This window comes from Ruegeria sp. BHSC276, assembly GCF_059612945.1.
Map to the genome: position 1 here is coordinate 486018 of NZ_JBXWRP010000003.1, position 19023 is coordinate 505040.

The window sequence follows — 19023 nt, forward strand, 5'->3', positions numbered from 1 at the left end:
CAGGCAATCTGGCCAATTTCCTGTCTCTGAGGTCGAATTTTGCGACATTTTATTGCGCAGATTGACGCATGGCCGGAATTTCCGCGAATGGTGCCGCGGGCACGGGTTCCGAAGTCAGAAAGCGGCAGGTCGATGTCTGAAATGGGCATGAGCCGCACGCGCCGCCGGGTCAGGCTGAACCGGAAAGTGCAAGGACGGAGGCGCGCATGCTTGTGGATCTGGTGGACCTGGGCCGTTATCCGATCGACCGGCCGGACTCGGCGGCCTACCAGCGGCTGATCGCGGATATCCGGCGCGAGCTTGACGCGGACGGGTGCGCGGTGCTGCCCGGTTTCGTGCATGACGGTGGTCTGGCGCAGTTGCTAACCGAGGCCGAGGCCGTCGCCCCGCGCGCGCATCGAAGTTTCAACCGCACCAACCCTTATTTCACCCGAGACGATCCCCGGTTCGGCATCCGCCACCCGATCCGACGGTTCTATGACCGGTCGAACGCATTTGTACCGGCCGACAATTTCCCCGAGACCGGCCCGTTGCGGCGTATCTATGAATATGATGGCTTTCTGCCCTTTATCCGCGCGGCCCTGAACGAACCCCAGGATCGGTTCTTTCGCTATGACGATCCTCTGGCCGACGTGATCATCAACGTGGTCGAGGAAGGGCAGGGGTTCCCCTGGCATTTCGATACCAACAACTTCACCGTGACTCTGGCGATCCAGAATGCCGAACGGGGCGGGGCGTTCGAATACGCGCCCAACCTGCGCACGCCTGAACACGAGAATTTCGACAAGGTGGCCGCGATCCTCGACGGTGACATGAGCGCTGTCCGGCAACTGGAACTTCAGCCTGGTGACCTGCAGATATTTCGCGGCCGCTACTCGCTGCACCGGGTTGCACCGGTCAGCGGCCCTTGGCCGCGCTATGTGGGTATCTTTTCCTTCGTTGAGGCAGAGGGGATGTGTGGCGGCATAGAGCGGACAAAACAGCTGTACGGCCGCGTGCTGCCGCATCACCTTGCGCGTGCCGGGCGGCGGGCTGACCGTCTGTTGGACTGACCCGCGTCAGTACCCGACGCCGGTGCCCTGCAATACGCCATGTTCCAGCGCATAGCGCGTCAGGCCGGCGGTCGAGGAAATGCCCAGCTTGCGCTTGATGTTCTTGCGGTGGGTCTCGACCGTGCGGACCGAGATGTCCAGCGTCTGGGCCACTTCCTTGTTCGACTTGCCCTGCGCCAGTTCCAGTAGGATCGTCTGCTCGCGCCCGGTCAGCGCTTCGCGGGTGCTGTCGCCCTTGGGCTCCAGAGAGCCGCTGGCCCCGGTGCACAGATAGCGCTCGCCGCGCATCACCGCATCGATGGCCTGTTTGATCTCGTCGGTCGGCACATCCTTGAGGATGTATCCCTTGGCGCCATGGCTCAGCGCAGTCGAGATGTATTCGGGGCTGTCATGCATCGACAGGATCAGGATTCGGGTCTGGGGCAGGCGTTCCAGAATGATCTCGGTGGCGCTCAGCCCGCCCGTGCCGGGCATGTTCAGATCCATCAGAATCACGTCGGGCCGCAGATCCGGGGCCAAGTCGATTGCTTCCTGCCCGTTGCCCAGGGTGCCGACCACGTTAATGTCGTCATAGCTTTCAAGGATCGACTGGATGCCCTCGGCAACCATCGGATGATCGTCGACGATCAGGACTCGGGTCGTGTCTGTCATCAGGAACCGGCCTTTCTTTTGGGTGTCGCGTCTTCCTGCGGCGGCAGCAGGTGGCTCAGCGGCAGGCTGACCTCGATCACCGTTCCGCTCTGCGCGCCGCGTGATGACAGAATGCGCAGGGTCCCGTCAAGCTGTTCGATCCGCTCCTGCATGTTGCGCAGGCCGATCCCGGTGCTGATCTGGCCCGGCCGGCTGCGCAACCCGCGCCCGTTGTCGGTGATGCGCATCGTGGCGCCTCGCTTGTGGCCGCGCAGGTCGATCGTCACCCGCGTCGCGCCGGAATGGCGTTCGACATTGGTCAGCGCCTCTTGCGCGATTCGGTAGAGCGCGATCTTGCTGTCATGGTCCAGACGGTTGCGGAACACGACGGTGGAAAACTCGGTCTCGATCCCCGTGCGTTCGCGGAAATCGTCGGTCAGCGCCTTGAGCGCGGGGCCGAGGCCCAGATCGTCCAGAACACCGGGGCGCAGGTCGCGGCTGATGCGGCGCACCTCGGTGATGGCGGTGCCCAGATTGTCGATCCCCTTGTCCAGCGGCGCCCGCGCACCGTCATGATCGCCTTTTGCGAGGCGCCGGCGCGCATTGTCCAGCGCATAGCGCACTCCGACCAGAATCTGGCTGATCCCGTCATGCAATTCGCGCGCTACGCGGCCGCGCTCTTCCTCCTGGGCGTCGATGACCCGCTTGGTCAACTCTTTCAGCTTGGCATCCGCGAGGCGACGTTCGCGGATGTTCAGCAGCATCCCCGAGGCAAAGACGATCAGCACCGCCGCCAGAACGATGCCGCCGATATAAAGGAAGGTGCGCTGCACGCGCGCCTCGACCTCGGCGCGGGCATTGGCGACGGTGGCAACGATGTCGTCGATGAACACGCCGGTGCCCACCGCCCAGCGCCAGTCCTGCAGGCCGACCACATAGGCGATCATCATCGCCTCTTCCCCGGTCGAGGGCTTCTGCCACATGAAGCTGTGCCACCCGGCGCCTTGCCGGGCCAGCCGGATGAACTCGTCCACCACGGGCACGCCGTTGCTGTCGGTCAGACCTTCCCAGTTGCGGTTGATGAACTCGGTCTGGCGGGGGCTGACCAGGTTGTTGCCGTCATAGTCATAGACGAAAAAGAACCCGTCCTTGCCGTAGATCATCGCCGACAGGATCTGGGCGACGGTCTTCTTGGCCTCTTCGTCATCGGGGGCGGCGCGGCCGTAGATATAGGCAAAGCCGTTGCGCGCCTGGGTGACATAATTGCGCAGTTCCTGCTTCTTGGCCTCGATCAGGCGACGCTCCAGCGCCTGTATCTCACGCTCGGCCGTGGCGCGGGATTCGATGGCCACCATCAGCGCGATTGCCGCCACCGCCAGCACCAGCGGGATGGCTGCGACCAGTGACAGTTTCTGCGCATAAGTCAGCGAAAACAGAGATCGAAGTTTCCCCATGGACGAATCGATACGCAAGCCGCGGCGCAAATGCAAAGAGATTGGGCATCTTTCGCCGTTCCGGGCCCGAAAGTCACGCGGACGATAGCGGTAACAGCCGGTTTTGCCATCATGCCGGACCAAAAAATCGCGCGCTCTACGCAGTAGTAGGTATTCACTTTCAAGCGGCCTTGATTAACGTGTCGACACTCGAAGCGACTGGTCCGGGTGCTTCCGGGCCGTGAATGAATGAAGGGGAGGATCACCTGATATGGATCGTCGCAAGTTTCTGAAGACATCGGCACTGGGCGGCTCGGCCGCGGCGGCAACCGCACTGGCGGCACCGGCCTACGCGCAGGGCAAGCGCACGCTGACCATGGTTACCTCGTGGGGCCGCGGTCTGGCGGGCGTGTTCGACAGCGCCCAGCGCTGCGCCGACAGCATCACCGCAATGTCCGACGGCAACCTGACCGTCGACATCAAGGCCGCGGGAGAACTGGTCGGCGCGTTCGAAGTGTTCGACGCCGTGTCGTCGGGCCAGGCCGACATGTACCACGCCGCCGACTATTACTTCGTCGGTCAGCACCCGGCCTATGCCTTCTTCACCGCGGTTCCGTTCGGCATGACCGCGCAGGAACTGGTGAACTGGTACTACTTCGATGGCGGCATGGAACTGCATGACGAGCTGGGTCAGATCTTCGGCCTGAAGTCGTTCCTGGCCGGCAACACCGGCGCGCAGGCCGGCGGCTGGTTCTCGAAAGAGATCAACAGCCCCGAGGACTTCAACGGTCTGAAGTTCCGTATGCCGGGCCTGGGCGGCAAGGCGCTGGGCAAGCTGGGCGCATCGGTCCAGAACATTCCGGGTTCGGAAGTGTACCAGGCGCTGTCGTCCGGCGCGATCGACGGCACCGAGTGGATCGGTCCCTGGGCCGACGAAAAGGCCGGCTTCCAGGAGATCACCAAGATCTACTACACCGCTGGCTTCCACGAGCCGGGCGCGGGCCTGTCGCTGGCAACCAACCGCGAAGTGTTCGAAAGCCTGTCGCCGGCGCACCAGAAGATCATCGAGATCGCGGCCGCCGAAGCGCACCAATGGAACCTGGCGCAGTTCCTGGCCAACAACGGTGCGGCGCTGCAGCGTCTGCAGGCCGGTGGCGTGAAGGTCATGGAATTCCCCGACAGCGTCTGGGATGCCTTCGGCAAGGCCAGCCAGGACGTTCTGGCCGAGAACATGGGCGACGAGCTGTTCAAGAAGGTCCATGACAGCGCAATGGCGTCGATGAAGGCCTCTTCGTCGTGGCTGAACATGTCGTCGGGCGTCTACACCGCGCAGCGCGACCGCGTTCTGGGCTAACTGGCCAACTGGCAATCATTCGGTTTCCCCGCCTCGCGCGGGGAAGCCATTTCTGTTGCAGGTGCGCGGATCGGTCAAATTCCGGTATAATCAGCATCGCAACTGACGGGACCTGGGGACATCATGCAGGACGAAAACGGTATCTCGTTCTTCGGCGCCCTGTGGAACGGACTGCTCTGGTTCGTTCAAAACATCGCCGAAGCCTTCTATAATTTCGGATACGCGATCACGCATCCGCAGCTGTGGCTGGACTGGTCGAACAAAGAAGCGATCATGCGCTTCGTCTATTATGGCGGATCGGTCGAGTTCTTCTTCGTGGTCTTCACAGGCTTTCTGGTGATGACGGCCATCGGCATCTATCACCGGAATTTCATGTGGGGCGTCGTGCGCGTTCTGGAAGGCTTTGCCAACACGACGGGTCGGTTCTTTGCCTGGGCGGGCCTGCTGATGGTGATCCAGCAGATCGTCATCGTGTTCATGCAGCGTGTTTTCGCGCGGCCCGACATGGCGTTCGGCCTGGGTATTCCGTTTCAGATGGATATCAGCTGGTACGCCGAAGAGCTGAAGCTGTACAATGCGCTGGTCGTCTGCCTGTGTTGCACCTACACCTTCGTGCAAGGCGGCCATGTCCGGGTTGACCTGATCTATGCCGGCATCTCGCACCGGGCCAAGCGCGTGGTCGACATGCTGGGCTCGATCCTGTTCATGATGCCCATCGCGGTTCTGGTCTGGCTGTATGGCTGGTTCTTCCTGTGGCGGCACCTGATCGTGCCGAATCCTTCGGCCAGCGACACGCTGGACCGGCTGGTGATGAAATCCCGCGCGCTGCGCTGGAACGTCGAAACCATCGGTTTCAGCCCCAACGGCTTCAATGCCTACTTCCTGTTCAAGATCCTGCTTGTGGCCTTTGCCGCGATGGTGTTCCTGCACGCGATCGCGTTCTTCTACCGGTCCTATCTCGAATTCGTCGAAGGCCCGGAAAGCGCTGGAAAATACCTCGACAAGGACAGCCTTGGCGAAGGTGAAGAAGCCTACGAAGGCACACATTAAGGACGGAGACCCAGACACATGCTATTCGGACTTGATGGCGTCGAGATAGGCCTCATTATCGTATTCCTCTGCCTGTTTGGCGGGATTCTCAGCGGCTTTCCGGTGGCGTTTGCCATCGGCGGGGCCGGCATCATCTCTTTCGGGATCATCGCCGCGCTGGACAGCGCCGGATTGCTGATCCACCAGGCGATCGACACAAGCTCGCAAGCCTATCGGGACCTCGTGAATTCGGGCGTGAAACCCGATGTGATTTCCGTGTTCCGGTACCCGGATCTGCCAAGGATTGCCGAGCCGGTCTTCGCCTCGGGCTGGGAAACCGCGCTGGACCGCAACGTGTCCTTTATCGTGAACCGCATCAACGAACGGGTTCTGGCCGGTCAGTCGATCGAGACTCTGCTGGCGGTGCTGATGTTCGTGCTGATGGGCATCACGCTGGAACGCTCGAAAATCGCCAACGACCTGCTGACCACCATGGCGCGCGTCTTTGGGCCGCTGCCGGGCGGTCTGGCGGTGTCGATCGTGGTCGTGGGTGCGTTCCTTGCGGCCTCGACCGGGATCGTGGGCGCGACCGTGGTGACGATGGGCTTGCTGGCCCTGCCGACCATGCTGCGCAACAACTACTCGCCGGAACTGGCGACTGGCGTGATCGCGGCCTCGGGCACGCTGGGCCAGATCATTCCGCCCTCGATCGTGATCGTTCTGTTGGGCACTCTGGCGGGAGACCTGTATTCGACTGCGCAAGAGACCCGCGCAGTCGAGGCGGGCTGTACCGACGCGCTGACATATCTGGGTGAGCCGGCCGTGGTTTCGGTGGGGACGCTGTTCCAGGCGGCGCTGCTGCCGGGGATCATGCTGGCGCTGCTTTATGCGCTCTACGCATTTGGCTACGCGTTGTTGAACCCGCACAAGGCGCCTGCGGTCGAACTGTCGGGTGGCAGCGGCGAGCCGATCACGCGTTCGGAGGGGCTGACCTGGCTGCTGGGTGCTCCGGTCGCTCTGATCGTGGGCGCGGTGCTGCTCGGCAACCTAGGCGTCATCGGCAGCCAGAATATCACGGTTTCGGGATTCTCGGATATCGGTGAGGCAGCCACGCTGCGTACCAACGTGTCCGAAGAGTGCAAGGCCTCGATGATCGAACTGCATGGTCAGGAGGCCTGGGACAAGGCTGTGGCCGAGCAGGAAGCCATCGACGCTGCCGGCGGCGTGACCGAGTCGCAGCGGCTGAGCGAGGAAGAGTTGGCTGCCGCGCGTGAAGCCAAGATCGCCGCCGCCGCACCGATCGGTACCGGTGTTGCAGTGATTGTCGTGCTGCTGGGGCTGACGCTGGTGATGGGCCGGGGCATCGCGCCGTCGCAATCGCCGCAGCCGCTGATCGTGGGGGCAATCGGGCTTGTCCTGATGCTGCTGGTCGATGTGCTGCTGATCGCGCCGACCACCTCGTCGGGGGCCACGTTCCTGCTGTTGGCGCTGCCGTTCGCACTGGCAATGTATGGCTGCAAAGCCGCGGCTGCGCGCTGTGCCACCAATGATCTGATCCGCGTGGTGTTCCCGCCGCTGGTTCTGATCATCGCGGTTCTGGGCTCGATCCTGGGCGGCGTGACCAACCCGACGCCGGCGGCGGCGCTGGGGGCGGGCGGGGCCATCATGCTGGCGGCCTATCGCAAGCTGCAGGACCAGGGTCGGTCGGGCAAGGTGATCATCTGGTCGACCTTCGCAGTCATCATCTGCCTGCTGCTGGGCGTGAACTTTGACCTGCGCATCAATCAGGGTGGCGTCTCGGTCGAGAGCTGGATCGCCTTCATCCTGGCCTATGCTGCCTATCTGTACGCGCTGTTCGGCCTGCTGTTCGCGTGCTGGGTGTTGTTCACAAGCGGCGTGCTGACACCGGTGGTGCGGGAAACCGCCAAGGTGACCTCGATGGTCTTCACCATCCTTATCGGCTCGCAGCTGCTGAACCTCGTGGTGATCTCGTTCGGCGGGGAGCACTATATCCAGCAGTTCCTGAGGAGCTTCGACAACGAATTCACGGTCTTCCTGATCGTGATGTTGGTGCTGTTCATCCTGGGCTTCGTGCTGGACTTCCTCGAGATCATCTACATCGTGATCCCGATCGTGGGGCCGGTGATCTATGGCGGGTCGTTCGATCCGAAATGGGTGACGATCATGGTGGCGGTGAACCTGCAGACCTCGTTCCTGACGCCGCCATTCGGGTTCGCGCTGTTCTATCTGCGCGGCGTGGCGCCGAAAGAGGTGACGACGGGCCATATCTACCGCGGGATCATCCCCTTCGTGCTGATCCAGGTGGTGGGCATAGCGATCCTGTGGTTCTTCCCGTCGATCGTGACCATCGTTCCGGACCTGATCCCGAACTGACAGGTCTTGGCGTTTTCAAATTGAAAAGGGGGCCGCGTGGCCCCCTTTGCTTTGCCACCGGCTGACGCCGGTTGTCAGGTGAACTGGATCAGGTCACAGCGGTTTCCGAACGGGCCCTGCCAAACGGCAACAATGCATAGGGTTTGTGGCGCGACTCGTCCTCGAACAGAACGCCCTTGGCCCGCATGTCCGCGTGATCGCGGGCGAAATCATCGGTGGCTAGGAAGAAGCCCACCCGGTCGCCGGTCTGGTTGCCGATGGCGGCCTGCCGATCGGCCCCATCGGCCTTGGCCAGCACCAGCCCAGCGCCGCCGCCGGGCGGGGTGACGAGAACCCAGCGTTTGCCGTCGCCCAGTTCGACATCCTGGGTCAGTCGAAAGCGCAGCGTCCGGGTGTGGAACGCGATCGCGTCCTCATAGTCCGGCACCACCAGGGTGACGGCTTGCAAGGTTTGCCGCATGGATGTTCAACCCCTGGTCGGGTGTCGGTCGGGAAGCTGGATGCTTGCGACCTGTTCGGCAATCGGAGCGGCCGCCAGCGGATGGTGTTCGCTGTTCGAGAAGGCCGAGGGGTCGCTGACCGATTGCCACCTGTTGCCCAAATAGACTTCCAGGCCCGCGAACTTGGCCTTGTACCCCATCTTGGGGCTGCCCGGCACCCAATAGCCCAGATAGACATAGGGCAGGCCGGCCTCGCGCGCGATATCGATATGGTCGAGGATCATGTAGGTGCCCAGAGAGTTCTGCGGCTGATCGGGGTCGTAGAAGGAGTAGACCATGCTCAGCCCGTCATCCAGGACGTCGGTCAGGCTGACGGCGATCAGGTTGCCGGTTTCCGGGTCGGCATATTCCACCACGCGGCTGCGGATCGGGGTTTCCTCGATCATCGCAGCAAATTCGAACACGTCCATATCGGCCATTCCGCCATCTGCGTGACGCGCATCGAGATAGCGCCGGAACAGTTCGTACTGGTCATCGGTGGCCCAGGGCGAGGTTGCACGCCGCTGGAGATGCGCGTTGCGTCGCGCCGCGCGTTTCTGGCTTTTGCTCGGGTGGAACGCCGACACGTCAATCCGCGCCGAAAGGCAGGCGGCGCAATCGGCGCAGGATGGCCGGTACAGTACGTTCTGCGAGCGCCTGAATCCCTGTTGCGACAAGGCGTTGTTCAGGTGATCGGCACCTTCACCCTGAAGCGCGGTGAACAGCTTCCGCTCAACCCTGCCCTCGAGATAGGGGCAGGGTTGTGGTGCAGTCACATAGAACTGCGGCGCAATCGGCAGCGTGTGTCGCATGAAGGCCCCGTGTTTCCTCGGGGATGATGATAGCAACGCAAATCCGGGTCGCCAAGTCCCTGAAACGGTTGGGTTCAGGCGCGCTGGTTCAGCATGACGGTGCCTAGGAAGGCATCGGTCAGGCCCTGGTTGCGGGCGCTGGTCAGCATCATGATGACCGAGATGATCTGCAGGATCGGGAAGGCCATGCTGACGAAATACCCCGCAGTGTGGGCCACGGCCTTGCCGGTGTCCATCCGTTCGCCGAAGGCGTCGCGCAGCTCGATTCCCATGAATCGCATGCCCAGCGTGGCAGAGCCGTTGGCGATGGTGACCACCCGGTAGACAAAGCTGACCACTGCGTAGATCAGCGCAAGCACGAAAAGCCCCATGCCAAAGGTCAGCAGAATGGCGACCGTGCATAGCAGCGAGATGAAGGCGATGTCGAACAGCCAGGCGAAGAAACGTTTGATCGCCACCGATTGATAGAATTCTGGCTGGCGGTCGGGATCAGGCAGGTGGGTCATTGCAGGTTCCGAATATCCGTTGGGGCGCCCTGTCCCTAAACCGGGGCAGGGCCAGTGTCCATCAGGCGGTTTCGCCTTTGTCGTCCGCATCGTTGGCGCGGGCGCGCTCGTCCATGAACTGGTCGAACTCGGCCTTGTCCTTGGCCTCGCGCAGGCGGCGCAGGAAGGCTTCAAAGTCCTGCTGCTCGCGCTCCAGCCGGGCCAGGGTATCGGCCTTGTAGGCATCGAACGCGCTGTTGCCCGAGGGCTTCATCGCGCTCATGTGGCTGTGCCACGAATGGCGGCGGCTGCAGGATTTGCTGAACATACGTTTGCTCCAGATCATGTAGGCAAGAAGGGCCAGCCCGACGGGCCAGAAGAAGATGAAACCAAGGACCATGGCGGCGATCCAGGCGCCTTTGCCCTTGTCGTCCAGCCAGGTTTCGGTGCGGTGCAGCCATCCCGGGTTGCGGGGGACGGCGGATTCGGACAATGCGGTCATGTGGGCTCTCCTGGGTTGATGTAAAACGCTTTCACATTGATGTAGATGGGGGCGTGCGGCCGGGTTGCAAGGGATCAATGTGAAAAAGATTTACATTTTTGCGAGTCCGTGCGGATCTTCCCCGCAGGGCCGCTTTGCCCCATTGACCTTGGCGGACGGCAATGTGCACCTTGCGCGCATGAGCGAAGCCCTGTCCATCACCCGTGTTCCGCGCGCCTATGACCCCGATCTGGGGCGCGAAGCCGTTGCTGCCGTGCCCGATCTGACGCCCGAGCAGTCCGAGTTGATCCTTGGCGCCGCTGGCAGCAGCCCCTATCTGAACGGTCTGATCCAGCGCGAAGGCGACTGGCTGGCGCAGGCCTTGCGGGACCCGCAGCGGGCGATGGAACGCGTCATGTCCAAGGCCCGTGCCTTGCCGCCCGACCAGTTGAAGCCCGGTTTGCGGCTGGCCAAGCGCCGCGTCGCGTTGCTGACCGCGCTGGCCGATCTGTCGGGCGCATGGCCGTTGGAACAGGTCACCGGCGCGTTGACCGACTTTGCGGCGCTTGCCGTGGACATCGCGGCCAAGGCCGAGATCGCGGCGCTGATCCGGCGCAAGAAACTGCCCGGCATGACCGAAGACGACGTCGAGACCGCCGCCGGGATGGTGATCCTGGCGATGGGCAAGATGGGCGCGCACGAACTGAACTACAGCTCGGATATCGACCTGATCGTGCTGTTCGACGAAACCCGGTACGATCCGGATGATTTCTATGAGGCGCGACAGGGCATGGTGCGGGCGACGCGCAATTTCTGCGCCACACTCAGCGACAAGACGGCCGATGGTTACGTGTTCCGCACCGATCTGCGCCTGCGCCCCGATCCCGCGGTCACCCCTGTCTGCATGGCGACCGAGGCGGCCGAGCGGTATTACGAAAGCCTGGGCCGTACATGGGAGCGTGCAGCCTATATCAAAGCCCGCCCTTGCGCCGGTGACATCGCCGCCGGGCAGCGGTTTCTGGAAACCCTGCGGCCCTTTGTCTGGCGCCGCCATCTGGATTTCGCCGCCATCCAGGACGCCCACGACATGCGCCTGCGCATCCGCGAGAATAAGGGCACCGGGGGGGCTCTGACGATCCCCGGCCATGACATGAAGCTGGGGCAGGGCGGCATTCGCGAAATCGAGTTCTTTACCCAGACGCGGCAGTTGATTGCCGGGGGCCGCGACCCCGACCTGCGCGTGCGCGGCACGGTTCCGGGACTGGCGGCGCTGGCGGCAAAGGGCTGGGTACCGCAGGACGCGGCCGACAAGCTGACCGACCACTACCGCGCCCATCGCGAGGTCGAACACCGCATCCAGATGGTGCATGATGCGCAGACCCACAAGGTGCCGCAATCGCCCGACGGGATCGAACGCATCGCCTGCCTGATGGGCACCACAAGCGCCGACCTGACGGCCGATCTGACCCGCCGTCTGAGCGAGGTGCACGAGCTGACCGAGGGCTTTTTCGCGCCCGGCGCCGGCCCCGCGCCGACCGCAGCGCCCCGGGTCGCGTTCGACGCCGGCGTTCTGGCCCGGTGGACAACCTATCCCGCGCTGCGCTCGCAAAGGGGTGCGCGCATTTTCGAGCGGCTCAAGCCCGAACTGCTGGCACGGCTGGCCAAGACCGCCCGCCCCGACGAGGCGCTGCTGGCGCTGGATGGGTTTCTGGCCGGCTTGCCCGCCGGTGTTCAGCTGTTTTCCCTGTTCGAAGCCAACCCGCATCTGATCGACCTTCTGGTCGATATCGTCGGCACCTCGCACGCGCTGGCGTCGCACTTGTCGCGCAATGCGCAGGTGTTCGACGCCGTGATCGGCGGCAGCTTCTTTGCCGAGTGGCCCGGTCAGGCCGCGCTCCGGCAAGAACTGGCTGCGGCCCTGTCCGCCGAGACCGACTATGAAACCCAGCTGGACCTGGCCCGACGCTGGTGCAAGGAATGGCATTTCCGCATCGGCGTGCATCACCTGCGCGGGCTGATCGATGGGCTTGAGGCCGGTCGGCAATATGCCGAGCTGGCCCAGACCGTGATCGCCGCGATCCTGCCTTGTGTCGAGCATCAGTTCGCGCGAAAGCACGGGCCGGCGCCGGGCCGGGGCGCGGCGGTGCTGGGCATGGGGTCGCTGGGGGCGGGCCGAATCAACTCGCAATCCGACCTGGACATGATCGTGATCTATGACCCGCAGGGCGAGGAGATGTCGGATGGCCTGCGGCCGCTGGCCACGCGTACCTACTACGCGCGGTTCACCCAGGCGCTGATCACCGCGCTGTCCGCACCCATGTCTCAGGGGCGTCTGTACGAGGTCGACATGCGCCTGCGCCCGTCGGGCAATCAGGGGCCGGTGGCGACAAGCTGGGCCAGCTTCACCCATTACCAGCAGAAGGAAGCCTGGGTGTGGGAACATCTGGCCCTGACCCGCGCCCGCGTGGTCGCGGGCGAGCCCAGGCTGGCCCGCGACATCGAGGCCTTCCGCTCCGACTTCATCGCGCGCCCGCGGGACGCGGGGCATGTCCTGCGCGAAGTTTCGGAAATGCGTGCGCGTTTGGCGGCAGCCAAGTCTCCCGCCGGGATCTGGGACGTCAAGAATGGGCCCGGCCGCCTGCTGGACATCGAACTGATGGCCGAGGCCGGGGCCTTGCTGGCGGGCTCGGCGGAACGCGATGTGGCCTCGGGCCTGCAGGGCGCCGTCGCTGCGGGGCTGCTTGAGGTCGCTCAGGCGCAGGTCTTGTGCGAGGCCTATGACCTATTCTGGCAGGTGCAATGCGCCGCGCGGCTGCTGTCGGGCAAGGTGATCGAGGCCGACAAGATCGGGCAGGGGGGCACGGCCTTTCTGTGCCGGGCCACTGGGTTTGAGCAGGTCGAACAGTTGCAGGCCGCATTGCAGGAAAACTATGCCGCCGCCGCCGCCATCATAAGCGCGGTGATCGAGGAGGGACGCGATGCCGCGCAGTGACGACCCCAACGACCCCAAGGGCCTGATCCGCGAGGCCTATCGCATCGAGGGCATCGCCTTGCCCGAATGCCGCAGCATCTTTCTGGACTGGGCGCTCAGCCTGCCGGACGGGCGCGACCAGAAACAGGCGCTGACCGCGTTGCACGCTTTCTATGCCGCGCGCGATGCCGATCATCCCATGACACAGGTCTTGCGCGAAGGGCTGGACACCGCGCAGGCCCCGCGCCGGCGCGGCGGTTGGCGTGCCCGGCCACGGTGACCCAATCGGGGCTTTCCTGCCCGCGCAATCGCGACTATGAGGGCGCCATGACGCAATCCACCACGCCCGACCGCCCCAGAATCCGTTTGAAACCCAAAGCCAACGCGCGCGGTCTGCGCCACGGCTTTCCCTGGGTCTATGCCAATGACATCGTTACCGACCGGCGCACCCGCAAGATCGCGCCCGGTGCGCTGGCCGTGCTTGAGGATGACAAACGCGCCCCGATCGCGCTGGTGGCAGTCAATCCGAACTCCAAGATCATGTGCCGGGTGCTGGATCGCGACCTGTCGGCACAGCTGGACGCCGAGTGGTTCGAAACCCGCCTGCGCCGGGCGCTCGACCTGCGCGAACGGCTGTTCGATGCGCCCTTCTACCGGCTGGTCCATGCCGAGGCCGACGGTTTTCCCGGTGTCATCATTGACCGGTTCGGCGACGCCTGCGTGATCCAGCCCAACGCCGCGTGGGCCGAGGCGCATCTGGACCTTCTGACCGACGCGCTGGTCGCGGTGACAGGGGTGAAGACCGTGCTCAAGAACGCCGCGGGCCGCACCCGCGGGCTGGAAGGTCTGGATGACGTGAACCAGACCCTGCGCGGCACCGCGCCCGATGCACCACTGCCCGTTCCGATGAATGGCGCGATCTACATGGCCGACCTGACCGGGGGCCAGAAAACCGGCCTGTTTTACGACCAGCGCCCCAACCACGCCTTTGCCGCTCGGCTGGCGGGCCCCGGTGCGCATGTGCTGGACGTGTTCAGCCACGTGGGCGGGTTTGGCCTGGCCATGCTGGCCGCTGGAGCCGACCACGCGCTGTCGGTCGATGGCTCGGCCGCCGCGCTGACTCTGGCCGAGCAGGGCGCCGTCGCCTCGGGCTTTGGCGACCGCTTTGAAACCCGACAGGGCGATGCCTTTGACGTCCTGACCCAACTGGGCGAGGACGGTGCGCAGTTCGACGTGGTCATCTGCGATCCGCCGGCCTTTGCGCCGTCGAAACAGGCGCTGGATGCCGGGCTGCGGGCCTATGAGCGGATCGCCCGCTTGGCCGCACCGCTTGTCAAACCGGGGGGGCATCTGGGCCTGTGTTCCTGCTCGCATGCCGCCGACCTGACCCGTTTCCGTGAGGCCTGCGCCCGCGGTATCGGCCGGGCCGGGCGTCAGGCGCAGATGATCCACACCGGCTTTGCCGGACCCGACCATCCGCAACTGCCGCAGCTGGCCGAGAGCGGTTATCTGAAATCCGTGTTCTACCGACTGTGAAGGCGGTTCTCGACACCTGCGTCATCTATCCGACGGTGATGCGCGAGATGCTGCTGGGCGTGGCCGCGCGGGGCCACTTCACCCCTCTCTGGTCGGCTCGCATCCTCGAGGAATGGGCCCGCGCCGCCCGCAAACTTGGCCCCGAGGGCGAGGCACAGGCCCGGGCCGAAATCGCGTTGGTGCGGGCACATTGGCCGCAGGCCGAACGCCCCGAGGCGCCCGGCCTCGAACAGCGCCTCTGGCTTCCCGATCCGGCCGACACGCATGTGCTGGCCACCGCGGTCGCCGCTTCGGCCGACACGATCATCACCGTCAATGCCAAGGACTTTCCAAGACATATCCTGGCCGAAGAGGGCCTTGCCCGCATCGACCCCGACAGCTTCCTTCACGGCATCTGGCAGAATGATCCGATCAGCGTCGAACAGGTGGCTCAATCGGTTCTGACCGAAGCCAACCGCCTGTCGGGCGACAGCTGGACCCTGCGCGCATTGATGAAAAAGGCCCGGCTGCCGCGCCTCGGCAAGGCTCTGGCGGCCTGACCGCTTCATCTGGCCCGAAATATCCCGGAGAGCGCGAGAGGCTGGCCTCTCGCTTCCTGACCCTCAGCCACGCTCCCAACGTTGCTCAAGGGCCTCCAGCGCGGCAATCCGCTCGTCCGTTTTGGGGTGGCTCATCAGCCAGGCCGGAACCACGCCCGCCCGTTGCTGTGTCAGATCCTCAAGCTTGTGAAACAGGGATTTCTGTGGCCCGATCCCGATTCCGGCCTTGGTCAGCAAGGCGGCTGCGTATTCGTCCGCCTCATACTCGTCCGCCCGCGACAGGCGCGAGGCCAGCAGCGCGGTCAGCGCATTTGCGATCCACGCGCCGATGAAGGGAATGAACCGGTTGAGAAGCATCATCAGCGCCGCCCGCATCGCGTTCTGACCGGAAAAATCGATCATCCGCCGCCGGGCATGGCCCAGCGCCACATGCCCCAGCTCGTGCGCGATGACGCTGGCCATCTCCTCGGCCGAGACCTCGCCGTTACGGAACTTGCGATAGAACCCACGGGTTATGAAGATGCGCCCGTCCGGCGCGGCCAGTCCGTTCACCGGGTCGATTTCGTAGATATAGACCGGCACGCGCGCCACATCCAAGGCGGCGGCCAAGCGGTCGGTCATGCGTTTCAATTCGGGATCGGCCAGCTCGGTCGACTTCGCATCCAGCTCGCGATGGGTGCGCCAGACGGAAATCCGATACATCACAATGGCATAGGCAATCGCCAGTAGAATTGGGGTCAGACGCAACATACCCCAGATATGGGCGGATCGGGATGCGGGGGCAAGTCGTTGCTCATCACTTTCGGGCAATGTGGGCGACTTAGGGCAGTCCGTGAGACGGAAATCGCCCGGCGTCAGATTGCAAATTCCATATTTCAAAGGTTGAAGCGAGGGCGAAACCCTTCTAGGGCAAGGCGCGCGCCGTGCCAGCGCGCGCTATGCAAGAGGGACAAATGGCCAATACAGACTCAGAAGCCCGGCACCTTGAAACATTGGATCGTGACCTGCGGCGGTTTTCCCGCCTCGAGGTCGCAACGGCGCAGGTCGGGCGGCCGTTTGTCGGATCGGGCATCGCATTCGTGTTTATCGTAATCGCCGGGATCACGGCTGCTTTGTTGTTCGGACAGGCCAGCAACACGATGATCGTCGTGATCGCGGCCATGTTCGGAGCTTACATGGCACTGAACATCGGGGCGAACGATGTGGCCAACAACATGGCTCCGGCGGTGGGCGCGAACACCCTGACCATGGGCGGCGCCATCGCGATTGCTGCAATTTTCGAAAGCGCCGGCGCCCTGATCGCGGGTGGAGACGTGGTCTCGACCATCGCCAAGGGCATCATCAATACCGAAAGCATGGGAACGGCAACTGTCTTCATCTGGGCCATGATGGCCGCGCTGCTGTCTGCCGCGCTTTGGATCAACCTGGCCACCTGGATCGGCGCTCCGGTCTCGACCACGCATTCGGTCGTGGGGGGCGTCATGGGGGCAGGGATCGCAGCGGCGGGGTTCGGTGCCGTCAGCTGGGGCAAGATGAGCCAGATCGCTGCAAGCTGGGTCATCTCGCCGGTTCTGGGCGGTGTCATTGCTGCTGCTTTCTTGTGGTTCATCAAGTCCCGGGTCATCTATCAGGACGACAAGATCGCCGCGGCGCGCAAATGGGTTCCGGTTCTGGTCGGCATCATGGCCGGGGCGTTTGCCTCGTACCTTGCGCTGAAAGGCCTCAAACATCTGTTCAAGATCAACCTGCAGACGGCCCTGATGATCGGCCTGGTCAGTGGCGTGCTGATCTGGTTGGTGACGATTCCGGTCATTCGCCGTCAGGCCGAGGGGCTGGAGAACCGCAACAAATCGCTCAAGATCCTGTTCGGTATTCCGTTGATCATTTCGGCGGCGCTGCTCAGCTTTGCGCATGGGGCCAATGACGTGGCCAATGCCGTCGGGCCTCTGGCCGCGATCGTTCAGGCCTCGGCGGTGGGTGATTTCACCCATGCGGTGAACATTCCGCCCTGGGTCATGATCATCGGCGCCTTTGGTATCTCGTTCGGCCTGTTCCTGTTCGGGCCCAAGCTGATCCGGGTGGTCGGCAGCCAGATCACCAAGCTGAACCCGATGCGGGCCTATTGCGTGGCGCTGTCGGCGGCGATCACCGTGATCGTAGCCAGCTGGCTTGGCCTGCCGGTCAGTTCGACCCACATCGCCGTTGGCGCGGTGTTCGGCGTCGGGTTCTTCCGGGAATGGGACGCCGAGCGGCGCCTGATCAAGGCGCGCGGTGCCGTGCCGGAACGCCCGGTGCTTGCCCCCGAAGAGCGCCGCCGCCGCAAGCTGGTACGCCGGTCGCATTTCCTGACGATCATCGCGGCCTGGGTGATAACCGTGCCCGCAGCGGCCCTGCTGTCGGGGCTGCTGTTCCTGGGAATTCAGGCAATCGCCGGATAAGACCAAAGCCGGGCTGTCGCTACCGCGTCAGCTCGCGCATACCGCGTTCCAGCCCGGCCAGCGTCATCGGCACCATCCGGTCTTCGAATATCTCGCGGATCATGCCGATCGAATGGGTGTACTCCCAGTATTTCTCGGGCACCGGATTGATCCACAGGTTCGACGTCCACTGCTCGCGCGCGCGCTGCAGCCAGACCTGACCGGGCTCTGCGTTCCAGTGCTCGTTGGCGCCGCCGGGATAGGCGATCTCGTAGGGCGACATCGAAGCGTCACCCACAAAGATGCACTTGTAGTCGGGGCCATACGTCCGCAACACCTCATGCGTGGGGGTCTGCGCATCCCACCGGCGTCGATTGTCGCGCCAGACGCCTTCGTACAGGCAGTTGTGGAAATAGTAATATTCCAGGTGCTTGAACTCGGCCCGGGCGGCCGAGAACAGCTCCTCGACCACTTTCACATGCGGGTCCATCGATCCGCCGACATCGAGAAACAGCAGCACCTTGACGGCATTGTGCCGCTCGGGGCGGGTCTTGACGTCCAGATAGCCGTGCTCGGCCGTGGCGCGGATGGTGCCGTCGAGGTCCAGCTCTTCGGCGGCGCCCTCGCGGGCCCAGCGGCGCAGGCGTTTCAGCGCGACCTTGATGTTGCGGGTGCCCAATTCGACCGTGTCGTCCAGATTGCGGAACTCGCGCTTGTCCCAGACCTTGACCGCGCGCTGGTGGCGGCTTTCCTTCTGGCCGATGCGCACGCCCTCGGGGTTGTAGCCATAGGCGCCGAAGGGCGAGGTGCCCGCCGTTCCGATCCACTTGTTGCCGCCCTGATGGCGGCCTTGCTGATCCTTCAGCCGCTCGCGCAGTGTCTCCATCAGCTTGTCGAACCCGCCAAGCGCTTCGATCTCGGCCTTTTCCTCGTCTGACAGGTGCTTCTCGGCCATCTTGGCCAGCCACTCGGCTGGTATGTCCACAGCCTCAAGCACCTGATCCATGGTGATCTCGGACAGCCCCTCGAAGCTGGCGGCGAAGGCGCGGTCGAACTTGTCGATGTTACGCTCGTCCTTCACCATCGAGACACGGGCGAGGTAGTAGAACGCCTCGATGTCGTAGGTGGCCAGCCCCTTTTTCATCCCCTCCAGAAAGGTCAGGTATTCCCGCAACGAGACGGGGATGCCGGCTTTTCTGAGGTTTTCGAAAAAGGGAATGAACATCCGGTCAGCCCACCATCCGAACCAGGATCAACGACGCCACCAGCCCCAAAAGGGCGAAGGCGATGCCGTATCCGGCGGCGTATTGGGCGATGTCGGCCCCGCTGCCCTTGCGCCTGCGTGCCGTCAGCGCGCCCAGAATCGCTCCTACGATCGCCATGCCCCAAACCAGTCCCATTCGCTTGCCAT

The 19023-nt window shown here is 63.8% G+C and carries 17 protein-coding genes and 1 pseudogene; 9 read left to right on the forward strand and 9 right to left on the reverse strand.

From position 1 onward, the window contains the following. The first annotated feature begins 206 nt into the window (after nt 1-206). Entirely contained in the window at nt 207-1052 is an 846-nt protein-coding gene (locus AC2FMD_RS06070; protein WP_496711781.1) for a HalD/BesD family halogenase, read from the forward strand. A gap of 6 nt (nt 1053-1058) precedes the next feature. Here the strand turns inward: AC2FMD_RS06070 and AC2FMD_RS06075 are convergent, their stop codons facing one another. Both AC2FMD_RS06075 and AC2FMD_RS06080 read right to left on the reverse strand, forming a co-directional pair. Beyond that, entirely contained in the window at nt 1059-1703 is a 645-nt protein-coding gene (locus tag AC2FMD_RS06075; RefSeq protein WP_496684491.1) for a response regulator transcription factor, read from the reverse strand. Beyond that, nucleotides 1703-3136, reverse strand: coding sequence for a cache domain-containing protein (locus AC2FMD_RS06080; RefSeq protein ID WP_496684494.1), 1434 nt, complete (start codon nt 3134-3136; stop codon nt 1703-1705). Before AC2FMD_RS06080 ends, AC2FMD_RS06075 begins: the two co-directional genes overlap by 1 nt. Before the next feature lie 250 nt (nt 3137-3386). On the opposite strand from AC2FMD_RS06080, the gene AC2FMD_RS06085 reads away from it, so the two are divergent. The 3 genes from AC2FMD_RS06085 (at nt 3387) to AC2FMD_RS06095 (ending at nt 7892) form a co-directional block, all read left to right on the forward strand. Further along, a complete protein-coding gene (locus AC2FMD_RS06085) occupies nt 3387-4469 on the forward strand; it encodes a TRAP transporter substrate-binding protein (protein WP_496711782.1) in 1083 nt (360 codons plus the stop codon). Between the two features lie 123 nt (nt 4470-4592). Continuing rightward, nucleotides 4593-5519, forward strand: a complete 927-nt coding sequence (locus AC2FMD_RS06090; RefSeq protein WP_496794802.1) for a TRAP transporter small permease subunit — start codon at nt 4593-4595, stop codon at nt 5517-5519. 18 nt (nt 5520-5537) lie between these two features. Continuing rightward, the gene (locus AC2FMD_RS06095; protein ID WP_496711783.1) at nt 5538-7892 is read left to right on the forward strand and encodes a TRAP transporter large permease subunit; all 2355 of its coding nucleotides are present in this window, start codon (nt 5538-5540) and stop codon (nt 7890-7892) included. Nucleotides 7893-7966: 74 nt separating this feature from the next. On the opposite strand, the pseudogene AC2FMD_RS06100 reads toward AC2FMD_RS06095, so the two are convergent. The 4 genes and pseudogenes from AC2FMD_RS06100 to AC2FMD_RS06115 form a co-directional block, all read right to left on the reverse strand. Beyond that, nucleotides 7967-8352 (reverse strand): annotated as a pseudogene (locus tag AC2FMD_RS06100) (VOC family protein). Between the two features lie 6 nt (nt 8353-8358). Beyond that, the gene (locus AC2FMD_RS06105) at nt 8359-9183 is read right to left on the reverse strand and encodes an arginyltransferase (RefSeq protein ID WP_496686399.1); all 825 of its coding nucleotides are present in this window, start codon (nt 9181-9183) and stop codon (nt 8359-8361) included. 74 nt (nt 9184-9257) lie between these two features. After that, nucleotides 9258-9689 (reverse strand): RDD family protein, encoded by a 432-nt coding sequence (locus AC2FMD_RS06110; protein WP_496683890.1) that lies wholly within the window; start codon nt 9687-9689, stop codon nt 9258-9260. A 61-nt stretch (nt 9690-9750) separates the two neighbouring features. After that, nucleotides 9751-10170: a DUF2852 domain-containing protein gene (locus AC2FMD_RS06115; protein WP_496683893.1), complete on the reverse strand. Its 420-nt coding sequence runs from the start codon at nt 10168-10170 to the stop codon at nt 9751-9753. Nucleotides 10171-10348: 178 nt separating this feature from the next. On the opposite strand from AC2FMD_RS06115, the gene glnE reads away from it, so the two are divergent. Genes glnE through AC2FMD_RS06135 form a run of 4 tightly spaced genes read left to right on the forward strand, consistent with a single transcriptional unit; the run spans nt 10349 to nt 15195 of the window. Next, a complete protein-coding gene (gene glnE / locus AC2FMD_RS06120; protein WP_496740743.1) occupies nt 10349-13141 on the forward strand; it encodes a bifunctional [glutamate--ammonia ligase]-adenylyl-L-tyrosine phosphorylase/[glutamate--ammonia-ligase] adenylyltransferase in 2793 nt (930 codons plus the stop codon). Continuing rightward, on the forward strand, nt 13128-13400 hold the full coding sequence (locus AC2FMD_RS06125) for a hypothetical protein (protein ID WP_496740741.1): 273 nt from the start codon (nt 13128-13130) through the stop codon (nt 13398-13400). The genes glnE and AC2FMD_RS06125 overlap by 14 nt, the downstream gene beginning before the upstream one ends. Nucleotides 13401-13447: 47 nt before the next feature. Continuing rightward, nucleotides 13448-14656, forward strand: a complete 1209-nt coding sequence (locus AC2FMD_RS06130) for an RSP_2647 family RNA methyltransferase (protein WP_496794803.1) — start codon at nt 13448-13450, stop codon at nt 14654-14656. Further along, nucleotides 14653-15195 (forward strand): RSP_2648 family PIN domain-containing protein, encoded by a 543-nt coding sequence (locus tag AC2FMD_RS06135; RefSeq protein ID WP_496794804.1) that lies wholly within the window; start codon nt 14653-14655, stop codon nt 15193-15195. Before AC2FMD_RS06130 ends, AC2FMD_RS06135 begins: the two co-directional genes overlap by 4 nt. Before the next feature lie 63 nt (nt 15196-15258). Here the strand turns inward: AC2FMD_RS06135 and AC2FMD_RS06140 are convergent, their stop codons facing one another. Further along, nucleotides 15259-15945 carry a M48 family metallopeptidase gene (locus tag AC2FMD_RS06140; RefSeq protein ID WP_093962334.1) on the reverse strand — a complete coding sequence of 229 codons (687 nt, stop codon included), beginning with the start codon at nt 15943-15945 and terminating at the stop codon, nt 15259-15261. 203 nt (nt 15946-16148) lie between these two features. On the opposite strand from AC2FMD_RS06140, the gene AC2FMD_RS06145 reads away from it, so the two are divergent. Continuing rightward, the gene (locus tag AC2FMD_RS06145; RefSeq protein ID WP_496794805.1) at nt 16149-17633 is read left to right on the forward strand and encodes an inorganic phosphate transporter; all 1485 of its coding nucleotides are present in this window, start codon (nt 16149-16151) and stop codon (nt 17631-17633) included. 19 nt (nt 17634-17652) lie between these two features. On the opposite strand, the gene AC2FMD_RS06150 is transcribed toward AC2FMD_RS06145, so the two are convergent. After that, on the reverse strand, nt 17653-18837 hold the full coding sequence (locus AC2FMD_RS06150; protein ID WP_496740735.1) for a vWA domain-containing protein: 1185 nt from the start codon (nt 18835-18837) through the stop codon (nt 17653-17655). A gap of 4 nt (nt 18838-18841) precedes the next feature. After that, nucleotides 18842-19012 (reverse strand): hypothetical protein, encoded by a 171-nt coding sequence (locus AC2FMD_RS06155; protein ID WP_496683914.1) that lies wholly within the window; start codon nt 19010-19012, stop codon nt 18842-18844. Nucleotides 19013-19023: the final 11 nt, after the last annotated feature.